The following is a 15,696-nucleotide window of genomic DNA, read 5'->3' as shown; positions in this document are numbered from 1 at the left end:
CTGCGGTCAGCGTCGTCTTGCCGTGGTCAACGTGGCCAATCGTGCCAATGTTGACGTGCGGTTTTGTACGCTCAAACTTTTCCTTTGCCATGATGGCCTCCTTTTTCGGAAATGAAGGGAGCCCGGGCAGCAGGCTCCCTCTATTTTTCGGTTATGCGTATTTTGCCTGGATCTCTTCCGCGATGTTCTGCGGAACCGGATCATAGTGGTCGAACTGCATGGTGAACTGGGCGCGGCCCGACGACATCGAACGCAGAGTGTTGATGTAGCCGAACATGTTGGCCAGCGGCACGAATGCGTCGATCGCAATCGCGTTGCCGCGCGGCTCTTGCCCAGAGACCTGGCCCCGACGCGAAGTCAGGTCGCCGATGATACCGCCGGTGTACTCTTCCGGGGTGATCACTTCGACCTTCATGATCGGCTCCAGCAGTTTCGCGCCGGCCTTTTTCAGACCTTCGCGCATGCACATCCGCGCCGCGATTTCGAACGCCAGAACGCTCGAGTCGACGTCGTGGAATTTACCGTCCAGCAGGGCAACCTTGAAGTCGATCACGGGGAAGCCGGCCAGCGGGCCGCTGTCCATGACGGACTGGATGCCTTTTTCGACACCCGGGATGTATTCCTTCGGAACGGCACCGCCAACGATGCGGCTTTCGAACGAATAACCTTCGCCCGGTTCGGTCGGAGTGATCTCGAGCTTGACCTCAGCAAACTGACCCGAACCACCCGACTGTTTCTTGTGGGTGTAGGTGTGTTCGATCGGCATCGAGATGGTCTCACGATAGGCCACCTGCGGCGCACCGATGTTGGCTTCGACCTTGAACTCGCGCTTCAGACGGTCGACCAAGATGTCCAGGTGAAGTTCGCCCATGCCCTTCATGATGGTCTGACCCGATTCCAGGTCGGTTTCCACGCGGAAGGACGGGTCTTCGGCGGCCAGACGGGCCAGACCCTGAGACATCTTTTCCTGGTCACCCTTGGTTTTGGGCTCGACCGCGATCTCGATCACCGGATCGGGGAAGGTCATGGTTTCCAGAACCACGGGATCCTTCGGATCGCACAGGGTGTCACCGGTGGTGGTGTCTTTCAGACCCGCCAGAGCGATGATGTCGCCTGCGAACGCTTCTTCGATCTCTTCCCGGTTGTTCGAGTGCATCATCATCATACGACCGATGCGCTCTTTCTTGCCTTTGGTCGAGTTCAGGATCGAGTCGCCCTTGTTCAGAACGCCCGAGTAGATCCGGGTGAAGGTCAGCGAGCCAACGAAGGGGTCGTTCATGATTTTGAACGCCAGGCCCGAGAAGGCCATGTCATCGTCAGCGCGACGCGCGATGTTGCGGACTTCTTCCTCGTCACCGGGTTTGAAGCCCATGTAGTCGACAACGTCCAGCGGGCTGGGCAGATAGTCGATCACGGCGTTGAGCAGCGGCTGAACACCTTTGTTCTTGAACGCCGAACCACCCAGAACCGGCACGAAGTGCAGCGCCAGGGTGCCCTTGCGCAGCAGTTTGCGCAGGGTCGGAATGTCGGGCTCGTTGCCTTCCAGGTATTCCATCATCGCGTCGTCGTCTTCTTCGACGGCCGCTTCGATCATCTTGCCGCGCCATTCTTCAGCCATGTCCTTCAGGCTGTCGCGGATCGGAGCTTTGACCCAGCTTGCGCCCAGGTCTTCGCCCTGCCACAGCCATTCTTCCATGGTGACCAGGTCGATCAGGCCTTCCAGCTCGTTCTCTGCACCGATCGGGATACCGACAGGGACGGCGCGCGCGCCGGTGCGGTCTTCGATCATGCGAACGCAGTTGAAGAAGTCGGCGCCGATCTTGTCCATCTTGTTGACGAAGACCATGCGCGGAACTTTGTAGCGGTCAGCCTGACGCCACACGGTTTCGGTCTGGGGTTCAACACCGGCGTTTGCGTCCAGAACGCAGACGGCACCGTCGAGAACCGCCAGCGAACGCTCGACTTCGATGGTGAAGTCAACGTGGCCGGGGGTGTCGATGATGTTCAGGCGGTGCTTGGGGGTATCGGCGGTCTGACCGTCCTCGGTGCGCTCCCAGAAGGTGGTGGTCGCAGCCGAAGTGATGGTGATGCCGCGTTCCTGCTCCTGCTCCATCCAGTCCATAGTGGCTGCACCATCGTGCACCTCACCGATGTTGTGGGATTTGCCGGTGTAATACAGGATACGCTCCGAGCAGGTGGTCTTGCCTGCATCGATGTGCGCCATGATACCGAAGTTACGGTATAGTTCGAGCGGATATTCGCGTGCCATTTGGATAAGCCTCTGGGATTACCAACGATAGTGGCTGAAGGCTTTGTTCGCCTCGGCCATCTTGTGGGTGTCTTCGCGCTTCTTAACGGCTGTACCGCGGGACTGTACGGCGTCCAGCAGTTCGCCGGCGAGGCGTTCTTCCATGGTGTTTTCGTTGCGGCCGCGCGCGGCGGTGATCAGCCAGCGGATGGCCAGAGCTTCGCGGCGCTCGGGGCGCACTTCGACCGGAACCTGGTAGGTTGCACCACCAACCCGGCGCGAGCGAACCTCGACCGACGGCTTGATGTTGTCGAGTGCTTCGTGGAACACCTCGACAGGAGCGCGCTTGATCTTGCTCTCAACGCGGTCGAAGGCGTTGTAGACGATACGCTCTGCGACCGACTTCTTGCCGTCGATCATCAGGTTGTTCATGAACTTGGTCAGGACCTTGTCGCCAAATTTGGCGTCAGGCAGGACTTCGCGTTTTTCGGCGGCGTGACGACGTGACATATCAGCCTCTCCTTCTTACTTGGGACGCTTCGCGCCGTATTTAGAACGACGTTGCTTACGGTCTTTGACGCCCTGGGTATCCAGAACACCACGCAGGATGTGGTAGCGGACACCCGGAAGGTCTTTCACACGGCCGCCACGGATCAGAACAACCGAGTGCTCTTGCAGGTTGTGGCTTTCACCCGGGATGTACGAAATGACTTCGTAACCGTTGGTCAGGCGCACTTTGGCAACCTTACGCATAGCCGAGTTCGGCTTCTTCGGCGTGGTGGTGTACACGCGGGTGCAAACGCCGCGCTTCTGCGGGCACTGCTCCAGGTGCATGGACTTCGAGCGTTTTACTTTGGGCTGCCGCGGTTTGCGGATCAGCTGTTGAATAGTTGGCATTCCGGTTTCTTCCCCGTTTTGCAACACACATGACATGCACGCGCGTTGCGTGCGGCTAACTTCGCTGCGCCAATGCGTCCACAAGCGCAAAACCCGCGAGCGTTCCCATTCCGAGGTGAACGTCGCGGTTGGTTATCAGAGGGCGCGAACTGCAAAATTGTCCGGGCCTTGACCAGTTCAATACTGAAATCGGTTTTGGGGCGGCCCCCGGTACCGAGATGACGGGCGTATAGGGGGAGTCGGCCCGACTGTCAACAGCCCCGGCAGATGCCCGCCCGCCTTGCAGCCGTGCGTCGCGGCGGAAGCGACATCGGTTGCGGTGTCACATCCCTCGGGGCATAGTCCGCACTGGTGTATTCCTACCGGAAGTGAAGATGCAAGTCATTGGTCTGTGCCGTTTCTCCTACCCGGCCGTCGGCGGGTTCCAGACCATGCACGCGTCGGTCGAAGCGCGCCGGCGCTATCTGTATGACCCCCGGCGTCTGGACGAGCGGTTCCGCCTGTTCGAGACCTGCGCCCTGCCCGCCCTGCGCGCCCAGACGGATCCGCGGTTTCAGTTTGTGATCGTGACCGGGACCTGCCTGCCTCGGGTCGCCCGCGATCGTCTGAACGACCTGACTTCGGGCATGAAACAAGTGCAAATCGTCTCGCGGGAACCCGGCCGGCATCGCTCTGTGATGAAGGACGTCCTGAACCGGGCACGCTTGAACCCTGACCTGCCATGCCTGCAATTCCGTCATGATGACGACGATGCGATTGCGGTGGATTTCGTCGAATTGCTGCGCCGCGCGGTTCAGGAAGCCGAAGGGCTGGTGCGGCGCAACAAGATGGTTGCCATCGATTTCAATCACGGCTTTCTTGCCCGGTTCGACGCCAGCGGAATCCAGGCCACGCCGGTTCACCGGTCCCTGCTGGGTGTTGGTTTTGGGATGTATGTGCGCGGCGGTTGTGAGCTGACGATCATGAACTTTGCCCACCAAAAGATCGGCAACTTCATGCCAGTCATCAGTCAGAACGAACCGCCGATGTGGGTGCGCACTCTCAACGGGTTCAACGATTCACCCAACACCCGCACAAGCAAGGCCAAGCTGGAACCGTTGACCCCCGCTCTGGCAAAGCAGTTCGAAACCCGGTTTGCAATTGATCCGGCGGTGGTCCGACGCGTCTATTCGGACGCCTGAAGTGCCCGCTCGCGAAAGAGGGTGAACAGGCCCGCGGTGACCACCAGCGCGGCACCCAGCATAGTGATCCGGTCAGGCCAATCTCCGAATACCGCCCATCCCAGACCCAAGGCCCAGATCAGGCTCGAGTATCGGAACGGCGCGACAAAGCTGACCTCGCCAACGCGCATCACCATGACGCTGAAGAGATACCCCAGCAGGACGAAAACTGCTGCCGAGGCAATCAACATCCCCGACCCGGCCGTCATCGGCACCCAACCCTGGAAGACCGAGGCAATTGCCGCACCGGTGGTAATCGTCAATGAGGTTGCCAAAGTGACGACCATCGACGGCACCTCGGGCGACATTCGGCGGGTGATCAAATCCCGAGCCGTCACGCAGATGACGGCAATCAAGGCATACATGGCATAGATGCTGAATCCGTCCGGACCCGGTCGCACGATCAGCAACATGCCTGCAAACCCCAATGCAATGGCCATGATCCGCCGCCACCCGATCTGTTCCGAAAAGAACAGGGCCGCACCCAGGGTTACGGTCAGCGGCAGGGCTTGCAGAACCGCGGTCACATTGGCCAGCGGCATGTGCATCAAAGCCGTGAGGAAGAAGAACGTCGCCGACAATTCCGCCACGCAACGAAAAGCCACCAACCAGCGGTCGTTCCGCCCGAACCGCAGATGCAATGCCCCCAGATGCCGCGCCAACGCAAAAACCAGGATGGTCGCCAACAACCCACGCAGAGCCACCAGTTGGAACAGTGGCACCTCCTGACCAGCCGCTTTGACCAGCGTGTCGTTCACAGTGAATGCGGCCATGCTGCCCATCATCAGCAGGGCGCCTTTGACGTTCGGTGTCATTGCCATGGCCCGGTTTCAATCTGGTCCCGGCATTGGCATCTCACCTGAGCAGATTGTCAACTTGTGATACGGCCAATTCGATTTTGTTTGGTCCGATCGCAATTGTACCTGATCACTGCCATGGGGTGGGTTTCTGCGTTGCCGCCTACAGGTAGTTCAGCTTCTGCGTGACCCAGAACAGTATCTCTGCAAGTGGCGAAATCGGCCCGGCCTTGTCGGTCATCACAAGCGCGGTGCCCGACGCCCCGAATTGAAGTGTTTTCAGAGGTACATCGCCAGGAAGTTCGATGAGGACCGGAAAGCTGGTGATCCCGACAAGTTCGCGCATCGAAGGTAAACCGGAGCGGAGATCCAATGCGCCCTCAGACAGGGCCGGCGGAAACCCCGAAATAGTTCCCGTGATCTCGGATCCCGGCTGGGTTCGCAGCGCCACACGTATTTCATCGCCAAGGCCGACATTGGAACGGCTGGATTGGGGCAGCGAGGCCACCAACGCGTGGTTCGTCGGATCTATGAAGGTCAATGCGCCCTGGAAGGTTGTCGCGCGATTGCCCGGGCGCAGCGTGACCGCACTGACGATCCCGTCGCCCGGCGCGTAGACTTCCGTCTGCTTGAGGTTCCATTCGGCCTGCGCAAGCGCCTGTTCGGCCTCCACGACCGCCACATCCTCACCGTCGATCTGAGCTGCAATCCGGCGCTCCAGCCCCGCTTTTCGCGCTTCTGCTGCACGAATGCTTGCAGTGAGCTGTTCGATCGTCGCGACCGCTTCCTGCAGTTTGAAGGTGGTGGATGCGCCACGCTCTTCCAGTTGAACGATGTCATCCCGCCGCTGCTGCCCAAAAACAAGTTGCGCGGTCAATGAAGCGATATCGGCTTCGGCAGCCGCCAGATCCGTGGTCAATTGGTCCGCTGCCGACCGGGCGGCTTCCAGAGATGCCTCCAGCCGCGCTACCTCGAGCACGTAGAACTCGGGATCGATTCTGAACAAGAGATCGCCTTCGTTGACCTTCTGGTTCGGCTCAACGGCAACTTCGACGACCGTTCCGGAGACATTAGGCACAATGCTTGTCTGAACACCCAGAACCGACACAGGCCCCGTAGGCGCCGTGTGGTTGAGTGCGCCGATGACAACCAACGCGACGACGGCGGCCCCACCGTATGAAACGGTCTTCCAGAAGCCATTCCAGGGCAGCAGGCTGAACTTGGAGAAGACCAGCCAAATCACGCCAAAATACAATCCAAGGACTATGAGCATCCGATCAAGACCCGTGTTGAGTTCCAAACAGTGATGACGGGAGCAATTCCATTACCACATTCTGATTTTTGAGTATGCAGCAGTTCCATTTGAAATCACAGTGTTTGGATCGAACCCTGGCCGCTTCCGGCACCGGCCGAAACAAAAAAGGCCCCGCGGAACCGCAGGGCCTTTCTGAGTTTCTCGTCGCCGATATTATTCCCGGCTTTCCGGAGTTTCCACCAGCGAGTCCAGCTCATCGCCGACCATGTCATCATCCATCATCGGAGCGGCCAGCGCGGCTGCGGCCTCGGCCTCTTCGCGACGTGCCTCGATGACGACATTGTCACGCTGCTGCGCGATCTGGCGAACACGCTGTGTCGCACCACCGGTACCGGCCGGGATCAGACGGCCGACGATGACGTTCTCTTTCAGGCCAACCAGCTTGTCCTTCTTGCCTTGAACCGAAGCTTCGGTCAGCACACGGGTGGTTTCCTGGAACGACGCCGCCGAGATGAACGAACGCGTTTGCAGCGATGCCTTGGTGATCCCCAGAAGGATCGGCTCGCCCTGGGCCGGACGACCACCGCGTGCGATGGTCTTCTCGTTGGCCGCGTCGAACTCCTGTTTGTCGACATGCTCGCCCTTCAGCAGGGTGGTGTCGCCCGAGTCCAAGATCTCCCACTTCTGGAGCATCTGGCGCACGATGACTTCGATGTGCTTGTCGTTGATCTTCACACCCTGCAGGCGGTAGACCTCTTGCACCTCGTTGATCATGTAGTCAGCCAGCGCCTCGACACCCATGATCGACAGGATGTCATGCGGAGCCGGGTTGCCGTCCATGATGTAGTCACCCTTCTGCACGAAGTCGCCTTCCTGCACCGGGATGTGCTTGCCCTTGGGCACCATGTACTCGATCGTCTCCAGCGACTCGTCGACCGGCTCGATGCTGATGCGACGCTTGTTCTTGTAGTCGCGGCCAAAGCGCACGTAACCATCGGCTTCCGCGATGATTGCGTGATCTTTCGGACGACGCGCTTCGAACAGTTCGGCCACACGCGGCAGACCACCGGTGATGTCCTTGGTCTTGGCGCCTTCACGCGGAATACGCGCAACAACGTCACCGGCTTCGATCTTCTGACCGTCTTCGACCGACAGGATCGCGTCCACAGACATCGGATAGTGAACCGGGTTGCCCGCATCGTTTCGGACCGGCTCGCCGTTGTCGTCCACCAGAATGATCTCGGGCTTCAGATCGCTGCCTTTGGGGGCGGCGCGCCAGTCGATCACGATCTTCTGGGTCATGCCGGTTGCATCGTCGGTCTCGTCGCGGACAGCAATGCCCGAAACCAGGTCGACGTATTTTGCGGTACCGGCTTTCTCGGCGATGATCGGCAGGGTGTAGGGGTCCCACTCGAACAGCTTGTCGCCGCGCTTGACCTTGGTGCCTTCCTTGACGAACAGCTTCGAACCGTAGCCCAGCTTGAAGCTGGCGCGCTCTTCGCCGTGTTCGTCGTTGATCACCAGCTTCATGTTCCGGCCCATGACCAGGCTTTCGCCGGCGGCATTGACCAGAATCTGCGGGTTCTCAAAGGCAACGACACCGTCCTGGTTCGCTTCCTGGAACGACTGCTGACCACCTTGCGCAACACCACCGATGTGGAAGGTCCGCATCGTCAGCTGCGTACCCGGTTCACCGATCGACTGCGCGGCGATGATGCCGACAGCCTCACCGGTGTTCACCATGGTCCCGCGTGCAAGGTCACGACCGTAGCAGGTTGCACAGACGCCTTCCTCGGACTCACAGGTCAGAGGCGAGCGGATGCGCATCGAGGCAACACCGGCCTCGTCGATCGTATCGGCCATGCGTTCGTCGATCAGCTGTCCGGCGGCGACGATGACCTCGTCGGTTCCCGGACGCAGAACGTCATCTGCGGCCACACGGCCCAGAACGCGTTCCGCCAGCGACGCGACGACTTCACCGTCATTGACCGCGGCCTCAGCCGTGATCGCACGGTCGGTTCCGCAATCAACCTCGCGCACGATGCAATCCTGCGCCACGTCAACAAGACGACGGGTCAGGTAGCCCGAGTTCGCCGTCTTCAGAGCGGTATCCGACAGACCCTTACGGGCACCGTGGGTCGAGTTGAAGTATTCAAGAACGGTCAGACCTTCCTTGAAGTTCGAGATGATCGGCGTCTCGATGATGTCGCCGTTCGGCTTGGCCATCAGGCCGCGCATACCGCCCAGCTGCTTCATCTGGGTTACCGAGCCACGCGCACCGGAGTGCGCCATCATGTAGACCGAGTTTGGCTCTTTGTCAGCGCCGCCCTCATCCTTGGCCACGGCCGAGATGGTGCGCATCATGGCTTCGGTTACGCGGTCGTTACACTTCGACCAGGCATCGACAACCTTGTTGTACTTTTCGCCCTGAGTGATCAGGCCGTCCATGTACTGCTGTTCGAAGTCTTTCACCTGTTCGCGGGTTTCGTCCACGATGCCCCACTTGTCCTCGGGGATCACCATGTCGTCCTTGCCGAACGAAATACCGGCCTTGAAAGCTTCCTTGAAGCCCATCGACATGATCTGGTCGCAGAAGATCACCGACTCTTTCTGGCCGCAGTAGCGGTAGACGGTGTCGATCACCTGTTGCACTTCTTTCTTCCGCAACAGGCGGTTGACCAGTTCAAACGGTGCCTTGTTGTTCTTGGGCAGCAGAGCCCCCAAGCGAACACGGCCCGGCGTGGTTTCAAAACGCTTCTGAACCTCGTTGCCTTCTTCGTCGATCTGGGTGATCCGCGCGGTGATTTTCGAGTGCAGGTGCACCTCGCCCGCGTCCAGCGCGTGCTGGACTTCGTCGATCGAACCAAAGACCTTGCCTTCGCCGGGCATGCCTTCGCGTTCCAGGGTCACGTAGTAGAGACCCAGGATCATGTCCTGCGACGGAACGATGATCGGAGCGCCGTTTGCAGGCGACAGAACGTTGTTCGTCGACATCATCAGAACACGCGCTTCCAGCTGCGCCTCAAGGCTCAGCGGGACGTGAACGGCCATCTGGTCACCGTCGAAGTCGGCGTTGAAGGCCGAACAGACCAGCGGGTGCAGCTGGATGGCTTTACCTTCGATCAGGACCGGCTCGAACGCCTGAATGCCAAGACGGTGCAGTGTCGGCGCACGGTTCAGCATGACTGGGTGTTCGCGGATCACCTCGTCGAGGATATCCCACACTTCGGGACGCTCTTTCTCGACCAGCTTCTTCGCCTGCTTCACGGTCGAAGACAGACCCTTGGCTTCAAGGCGCGAGTAGATGAACGGCTTGAACAATTCCAGCGCCATCTTCTTGGGCAGACCACACTGGTGCAGCTTGAGTTCCGGACCGGTCACGATGACCGAACGGCCCGAGAAGTCGACGCGCTTGCCCAGAAGGTTCTGACGGAAGCGGCCCTGCTTGCCTTTCAGCATGTCCGACAGCGATTTCAGCGGACGCTTGTTGGCGCCGGTGATCACGCGGCCACGACGGCCGTTGTCAAACAGAGCATCAACAGATTCCTGCAGCATCCGCTTTTCGTTGCGGACGATGATGTCAGGTGCACGCAGTTCGATCAGGCGCTTCAGACGGTTGTTCCGGTTGATGACACGGCGATACAGATCGTTCAGATCCGACGTTGCAAAACGGCCACCATCCAGCGGAACCAGCGGACGCAGTTCCGGCGGAATGACCGGAATCACGGTCATCACCATCCACTCGGGCCGGTTGCCGGACTCGAGGAAGGATTCAACAACCTTCAGACGCTTGATGATCTTCTTGGGCTTCAGCTCGCCGGTGGCTTCGGCCAGATCAGCGCGCAGTTGCTCGGCTTCGGCTTCCAGATCGATCTGGGCCAGCATCTCACGGATGGCTTCGGCACCGATATTCGCGGTGAACGCGTCCATGCCATAGGCATCCTGCGCGTCCATGTACTCTTCCTCGGTCAGCATCTGGCCGTAGGTCAGGTCCGTCAGACCGGGCTCGATGACGACGTAGTTTTCAAAGTACAGAACGCGTTCCAGATCGCGCAGCGTCATGTCCAGCATCAGACCGATGCGGGACGGCAGCGATTTCAGGAACCAGATGTGAGCGACGGGCGCGGCCAGTTCGATGTGGCCCATACGCTCGCGGCGAACCTTCTGCAGGGTGACTTCCACACCGCATTTCTCGCAGACGACGCCGCGATACTTCATCCGCTTGTATTTGCCGCACAGACATTCGTAGTCTTTGATCGGGCCAAAGATACGGGCGCAGAACAGGCCGTCACGTTCGGGCTTGAACGTCCGGTAGTTGATGGTTTCGGGTTTCTTGATCTCGCCATAGGACCAAGACAGGATCCGCTCGGGCGACGCCAACGAGACCTTGATCTCGTCGAAAACCTTGGGCGGCGTCAGCGGGTTGAACGGGTTGTTGGTGATTTCCTGGTTCATTTGTTACCTCAAATCTTGCGGAAGGGGGGACGGGAGAAAGGGCAGCGCCCTTACTCCTCAACCTCCGCATCCAGGAGTTCCATATTCAGGCCGAGGCCACGGACTTCTTTAACCAGAACGTTGAACGATTCCGGTACGCCCGCCTCGAAGTTATCCTCGCCCTTGACGATCGACTCATAGACCTTGGTCCGGCCGGCGACGTCATCCGATTTCACGGTGAGCATCTCCTGCAGGGTGTAGGCGGCGCCGTAAGCTTCCAGAGCCCAGACCTCCATCTCACCAAAGCGCTGACCACCGAACTGCGCCTTGCCGCCCAGCGGCTGCTGGGTCACCAGGCTGTACGGCCCGGTCGAACGCGCGTGGATCTTGTCGTCCACCAGGTGGTGCAGTTTCAGCAGGTACTTGATGCCCACGGTCACCGGACGCGCGAACTGCTCGCCGGTGCGGCCGTCGAACAGGATCGACTGACCGCTTTCCGAGAAACCGGCGCGGATCAGCGCGTCGTTGACGTCGGCCTCTTTGGCGCCGTCAAAGACTGGGGTTGCGATCGGAACACCGCGGGTCACGTTGCTGGCCGCTTCGATCAGCTGATCTTCGTCCATGCCGCTGATGCCCTCTTCGTAGACATCCTCGCCATAGGCGTGTTTCATCGCGTCACGAACCGGCGTCAGGTCGCCCGAGCGGCGGTATTCCTGCAGCGCCTCGTCGATCTTCAGACCCAGACCGCGCGCGGCCCAACCCATGTGGGTTTCAAGGATCTGACCGACGTTCATACGCGACGGCACGCCCAGAGGGTTCAGACAGAAGTCTACCGGAGTACCATCCGCAAGGAACGGCATGTCCTCCATCGGCACGACCTTCGAGATCACACCCTTGTTCCCGTGACGGCCGGCCATCTTGTCGCCCGGCTGCAGCTTGCGCTTCACGGCGATGAAGACCTTGACCATCTTCATCACGCCCGGCGGCAGGTCGTCGCCACGGCGGACCTTCTCGACCTTGTCCTCGAAACGGGCATCCAGGGCGCGTTTCTGCACCTCGTACTGCTCGTTCAGAGCCTCGACGATCTGGGCGTCCTTCTCGTCTTCCAGCGCCAGCTGCCACCACTGACCGCGGGTCAGCGACTCGAGCAGCTCTTCGGTGATCTCCGAGCCCGCCTTGACGCCTTTCGGCCCCTTGACGGCGGTTTTGCCCAGGATCATCGACTTGAGACGCGCATAGATGTTGCGGTCAAGGATCGCCAGCTCGTCGTCCCGGTCACGGGCCAGACGTTCGACTTCCTCACGCTCGATCTGCAGCGCACGCTCGTCTTTCTCGACACCGTGACGGTTGAAGACGCGGACTTCGACGACCGTACCGTAATCGCCCGGTTTCACGCGCAGCGAGGTATCGCGCACGTCAGATGCCTTTTCACCAAAGATGGCGCGCAGCAGCTTTTCTTCCGGGGTCATCGGGCTTTCGCCCTTCGGAGTGATCTTGCCTACCAGAATATCGCCCGGCTCAACATCCGCACCGATGTAAACGATGCCCGCCTCGTCGAGGTTGCGCAGCGCTTCTTCACCGACGTTCGGGATGTCGCGGGTGATCTCTTCCGGACCCAGCTTGGTGTCACGGGCGGCGACTTCGAATTCCTCGATATGGACCGAGGTAAAGACGTCGTCACGTGCGATACGTTCCGAGATCAGGATCGAGTCTTCGTAGTTGTAACCGTTCCACGGCATGAACGCGACGACCACGTTCTTGCCCAAGGCCAGTTCACCCATATCGGTCGACGGGCCATCAGCGATGACCTCGCCCTTCTGGACGGTGTCACCCACCTTGATCAGCGGACGCTGGTTGATGCAGGTGTTCTGGTTCGAACGCTGGAACTTGCGCAGACGATAGATGTCAACGCCAGCGTCGCCCAGTTCCAGATCTTCGGTGGCCCGGATAACGATACGCTGGGCATCAACCTGGTCGATGATGCCGGCACGTTTCGCCTGGATCGCAGCACCCGAGTCGATCGCAACCTTTTCCTCAATCCCGGTACCGACCAGCGGCGCCTCGGCCCGCAGCAGCGGAACCGCCTGACGTTGCATGTTCGAGCCCATCAGAGCGCGGTTGGCGTCGTCATTTTCAAGGAACGGGATCAGCGAGGCCGCAACCGAGACCAGCTGCTTCGGCGAAACGTCGATCAGGTCCACGTTCTCGCGCGGGGCAAGCGTGTAGTCACCGGCCTGACGGGTCGAGACCAGATCGTTGATGAACTTGCCATCCGTATCCAGCGTCGCGTTGGCCTGGGCCACGGTGTGACGCATCTCCTCGGTCGCGGACATGTAGTGGACCTCGTCGGTCACCTGCCCGCCTTTCACGACGCGATAGGGGGTTTCGATGAAACCGTACTTGTTCACGCGGGCAAAGGTGGCCAGCGAGTTGATCAGACCGATGTTCGGGCCTTCCGGCGTTTCGATCGGGCACATCCGGCCATAGTGGGTCGGGTGCACGTCGCGCACCTCAAAACCCGCACGCTCGCGCGTCAGACCACCCGGGCCAAGCGCCGACAGGCGGCGTTTGTGGGTGACTTCCGACAGCGGGTTAGTCTGGTCCATGAACTGCGACAGCTGCGAGCTGCCGAAGAATTCACGCACCGCGGCCGCCGCCGGTTTCGCGTTGATCAGGTCCTGCGGCATGACGGTGTCGATCTCGACCGACGACATACGCTCTTTGATGGCGCGTTCCATCCGCAGCAGGCCGACGCGGTACTGGTTTTCCATCAGTTCACCGACCGAGCGCACACGACGGTTGCCCAGGTGGTCGATGTCGTCCACGTCGCCCTTGCCGTCACGCAGCTCCACCAGTGCCTTGATGCAGGCCACGATGTCTTCGCGGCGCAGTGTCCGCAGGGTGTCCGGAGCATCCAGGTTCAGGCGCATGTTCATCTTCACGCGGCCAACGGCCGACAGATCATAGCGCTCGCTGTCGAAGAACAGGGTGTCGAACAGAGCCGACGCAGCCTCGACGGTGGGCGGCTCGCCCGGGCGCATGACGCGGTAGATGTCCATCAGCGCGCTTTCGCGGCCCATGTTCTTGTCCTGCGCCATGGTGTTGCGGATGTACGGACCGACGTTGATGTTGTCGATGTCCAGAACCGGAATATCGGTGATGCCGGCATCGATCAGCTCCTTCACGGTGCCGCCGATCAGCTCGCCATCCTTGTCATATTCCAGGGTCAGCTCATCACCGGCTTCGACATAGATCGCACCGGTTTCTTCGTTGATGATGTCCTTGGCGACGAACTTGCCGACGATGTGGTCGAACGGCACCAGTAGGTCGGTAACCTTGCCCTCGTCAATCAGCTGCTTGACCGCGCGCGGGGTGACCTTCTTGCCGGCTTCGGCAATCACTTCACCGCTTTTTGCGTCGATCAGGTCATAGGTGGGACGGGTGCCGCGCACACGTTCGGGGAAGAACGGGGTGACCCAGCCCTTCTTCTTGTTCAGCTTGTAGGACACGGTGTCGTAATACGCGTCCATGATCGCTTCCTGGTCCAGGCCCAGGGCATAGAGCAGCGTGGTCACCGGCAGTTTGCGGCGACGGTCGATGCGGGCGTAGACGATGTCCTTGGCGTCGAACTCGAAGTCCAGCCAGCTGCCGCGGTACGGGATAATGCGGCAGGCAAACAGCAGCTTGCCTGAGGAGTGAGTCTTGCCCTTGTCGTGGTCGAAGAACACACCGGGCGACCGGTGCATCTGGGACACGATCACACGCTCGGTGCCGTTCACGATGAAGGTGCCGTTCGGTGTCATCAGGGGCATGTCGCCCATGAACACGTCCTGTTCCTTGATGTCCTTGACCGATTTGGCCCCGGTGTCTTCGTCGACATCAAACACGATCAGGCGCAGGGTGACCTTCAGCGGCGCGCTGTAGGTCATGTCACGCTGCATGCACTCTTCAACGTCGTATTTCGGTTTTTCCAGCTCGTATTTCACGAATTCCAGCACGGAAGTTTCGTTGAAATCCTTGATCGGAAAGACCGATTGGAACACGCCGTTGATACCTTCGCCGTCGGTCGGCTGATCGGCATCGCCAGAGCGCAGGAATAGATCATAGGAGGATTTCTGGACCTCGATGAGGTTCGGCATTTCCAGGACTTCGCGGATTTTGCCGTAGTATTTCCGAAGACGTTTCTGGCCAAGGAACGATTGAGCCATGTCAGATGTCACCTTTCGATGTTCTCAGCGGGCAAAAACACCGTCGGGCCCCGGCGCCTTGCACATACGAGACGACACGTCCGGATCAATTCGTGGCCACCGTCCCGAATGGTAGCCTCCCGATCCGCGAACCGCGTCTTAGAAAACGCCCCAGCACTTGAGGCCCTTTCTAAGACAGGTTCGGCTGGACCCGGATTTCTCCGGGCCCAGCCAAATTCCACGGCGCATCCGCGATGCACCGAAAGACAGGCTTAGGCCAGCTCGACCTCGGCGCCAGCTGCTTCCAGCTTGCCCTTGATCTCTTCGGCTTCTGCCTTGTCCACGCCTTCTTTGATCTTGCCGCCGGCTTCGACCAGTTCCTTGGCTTCTTTCAGGCCCAGGCCGGTGATGCCGCGAACTTCTTTGATGACGTTGATTTTCGAAGCGCCGGCGTTCTTCAGAACGACGTCGAATTCGGTTTTCTCTTCCTCAGCTGCACCGCCGGCATCGCCAGCTGCGCCTGCGACCATGACGGCGCCGCCTGCTGCGGGCTCGATGCCGTACTCGTCCTTGAGGATGGTTTTCAGTTCTTGTGCTTCCAGCAGGGTCAGACCAACGATCTCTTCTGCCAGTTTCTTCAGATCAGCCATTGTATCAG

Annotated in this window: 10 protein-coding genes; 1 reads left to right on the top strand and 9 read right to left on the bottom strand. The window is 59.9% G+C overall.

From position 1 onward, the window contains the following. From ACR0EF_RS13130 to rpsL, 4 genes are all read right to left on the bottom strand, one after another. The coding region (locus tag ACR0EF_RS13130; RefSeq protein ID WP_215675807.1) for a GTP-binding protein at positions 1 to 91 on the bottom strand (91 nt) is incomplete at its 3' end. A 60-nt stretch (positions 92 to 151) separates the two neighbouring features. Then, a complete protein-coding gene (fusA, locus tag ACR0EF_RS13125; RefSeq protein ID WP_170360942.1) occupies positions 152 to 2,269 on the bottom strand; it encodes an elongation factor G in 2,118 nt (705 codons plus the stop codon). A gap of 18 nt (positions 2,270 to 2,287) precedes the next feature. After that, positions 2,288 to 2,758 carry a 30S ribosomal protein S7 gene (gene rpsG / locus ACR0EF_RS13120; RefSeq protein ID WP_093964348.1) on the bottom strand — a complete coding sequence of 157 codons (471 nt, stop codon included), beginning with the start codon at positions 2,756 to 2,758 and terminating at the stop codon, positions 2,288 to 2,290. A 15-nt stretch (positions 2,759 to 2,773) separates the two neighbouring features. Beyond that, entirely contained in the window at positions 2,774 to 3,145 is a 372-nt protein-coding gene (gene rpsL, locus ACR0EF_RS13115; protein WP_005980675.1) for a 30S ribosomal protein S12, read from the bottom strand. Between the two features lie 374 nt (positions 3,146 to 3,519). Here rpsL and ACR0EF_RS13110 point away from each other — a divergent pair, with 374 nt between their 5' ends. Continuing rightward, positions 3,520 to 4,326: a putative rhamnosyl transferase gene (locus tag ACR0EF_RS13110; protein WP_170373008.1), complete on the top strand. Its 807-nt coding sequence runs from the start codon at positions 3,520 to 3,522 to the stop codon at positions 4,324 to 4,326. Here the strand turns inward: ACR0EF_RS13110 and ACR0EF_RS13105 are convergent. The 5 genes from ACR0EF_RS13105 to rplL all read right to left on the bottom strand — a co-directional run bounded on the left by ACR0EF_RS13105 (position 4,311) and on the right by rplL (position 15,688). Beyond that, the gene (locus ACR0EF_RS13105) at positions 4,311 to 5,180 is read right to left on the bottom strand and encodes a DMT family transporter (RefSeq protein ID WP_170373013.1); all 870 of its coding nucleotides are present in this window, start codon (positions 5,178 to 5,180) and stop codon (positions 4,311 to 4,313) included. The genes ACR0EF_RS13110 and ACR0EF_RS13105 overlap by 16 nt on opposite strands. A gap of 145 nt (positions 5,181 to 5,325) precedes the next feature. Further along, positions 5,326 to 6,462, bottom strand: coding sequence for an HlyD family secretion protein (locus tag ACR0EF_RS13100; RefSeq protein ID WP_170373007.1), 1,137 nt, complete (start codon positions 6,460 to 6,462; stop codon positions 5,326 to 5,328). 168 nt (positions 6,463 to 6,630) lie between these two features. After that, positions 6,631 to 10,872: a DNA-directed RNA polymerase subunit beta' gene (gene rpoC / locus ACR0EF_RS13095; protein WP_170341438.1), complete on the bottom strand. Its 4,242-nt coding sequence runs from the start codon at positions 10,870 to 10,872 to the stop codon at positions 6,631 to 6,633. 50 nt (positions 10,873 to 10,922) lie between these two features. Further along, complete coding sequence (rpoB, locus tag ACR0EF_RS13090) at positions 10,923 to 15,059, bottom strand: DNA-directed RNA polymerase subunit beta (protein WP_170341436.1); 4,137 nt, start codon at positions 15,057 to 15,059, stop codon at positions 10,923 to 10,925. 251 nt (positions 15,060 to 15,310) lie between these two features. Further along, positions 15,311 to 15,688 carry a 50S ribosomal protein L7/L12 gene (gene rplL / locus ACR0EF_RS13085; RefSeq protein WP_093964343.1) on the bottom strand — a complete coding sequence of 126 codons (378 nt, stop codon included), beginning with the start codon at positions 15,686 to 15,688 and terminating at the stop codon, positions 15,311 to 15,313. Positions 15,689 to 15,696: the final 8 nt, after the last annotated feature.

Source organism: Ruegeria sp. CG8 (assembly GCF_056537165.1).
The sequence above is the reverse complement of the archived record's forward strand: the minus strand, read 5'-3'. Positions and strand labels throughout refer to the sequence as shown.

Coding starts and splice junctions, on each gene's coding strand:
- ACR0EF_RS13105 (WP_170373013.1), bottom strand. CDS start 5,180: ATGACACCGAACGTCAAAGGCGCCCTGCTGATGATGGGCAGCATGGCC.
- ACR0EF_RS13110 (WP_170373008.1), top strand. CDS start 3,520: ATGCAAGTCATTGGTCTGTGCCGTTTCTCCTACCCGGCCGTCGGCGGG.
- fusA (WP_170360942.1), bottom strand. CDS start 2,269: ATGGCACGCGAATATCCGCTCGAACTATACCGTAACTTCGGTATCATG.
- rplL (WP_093964343.1), bottom strand. CDS start 15,688: ATGGCTGATCTGAAGAAACTGGCAGAAGAGATCGTTGGTCTGACCCTG.
- rpoC (WP_170341438.1), bottom strand. CDS start 10,872: ATGAACCAGGAAATCACCAACAACCCGTTCAACCCGCTGACGCCGCCC.
- rpoB (WP_170341436.1), bottom strand. CDS start 15,059: ATGGCTCAATCGTTCCTTGGCCAGAAACGTCTTCGGAAATACTACGGC.
- rpsL (WP_005980675.1), bottom strand. CDS start 3,145: ATGCCAACTATTCAACAGCTGATCCGCAAACCGCGGCAGCCCAAAGTA.
- rpsG (WP_093964348.1), bottom strand. CDS start 2,758: ATGTCACGTCGTCACGCCGCCGAAAAACGCGAAGTCCTGCCTGACGCC.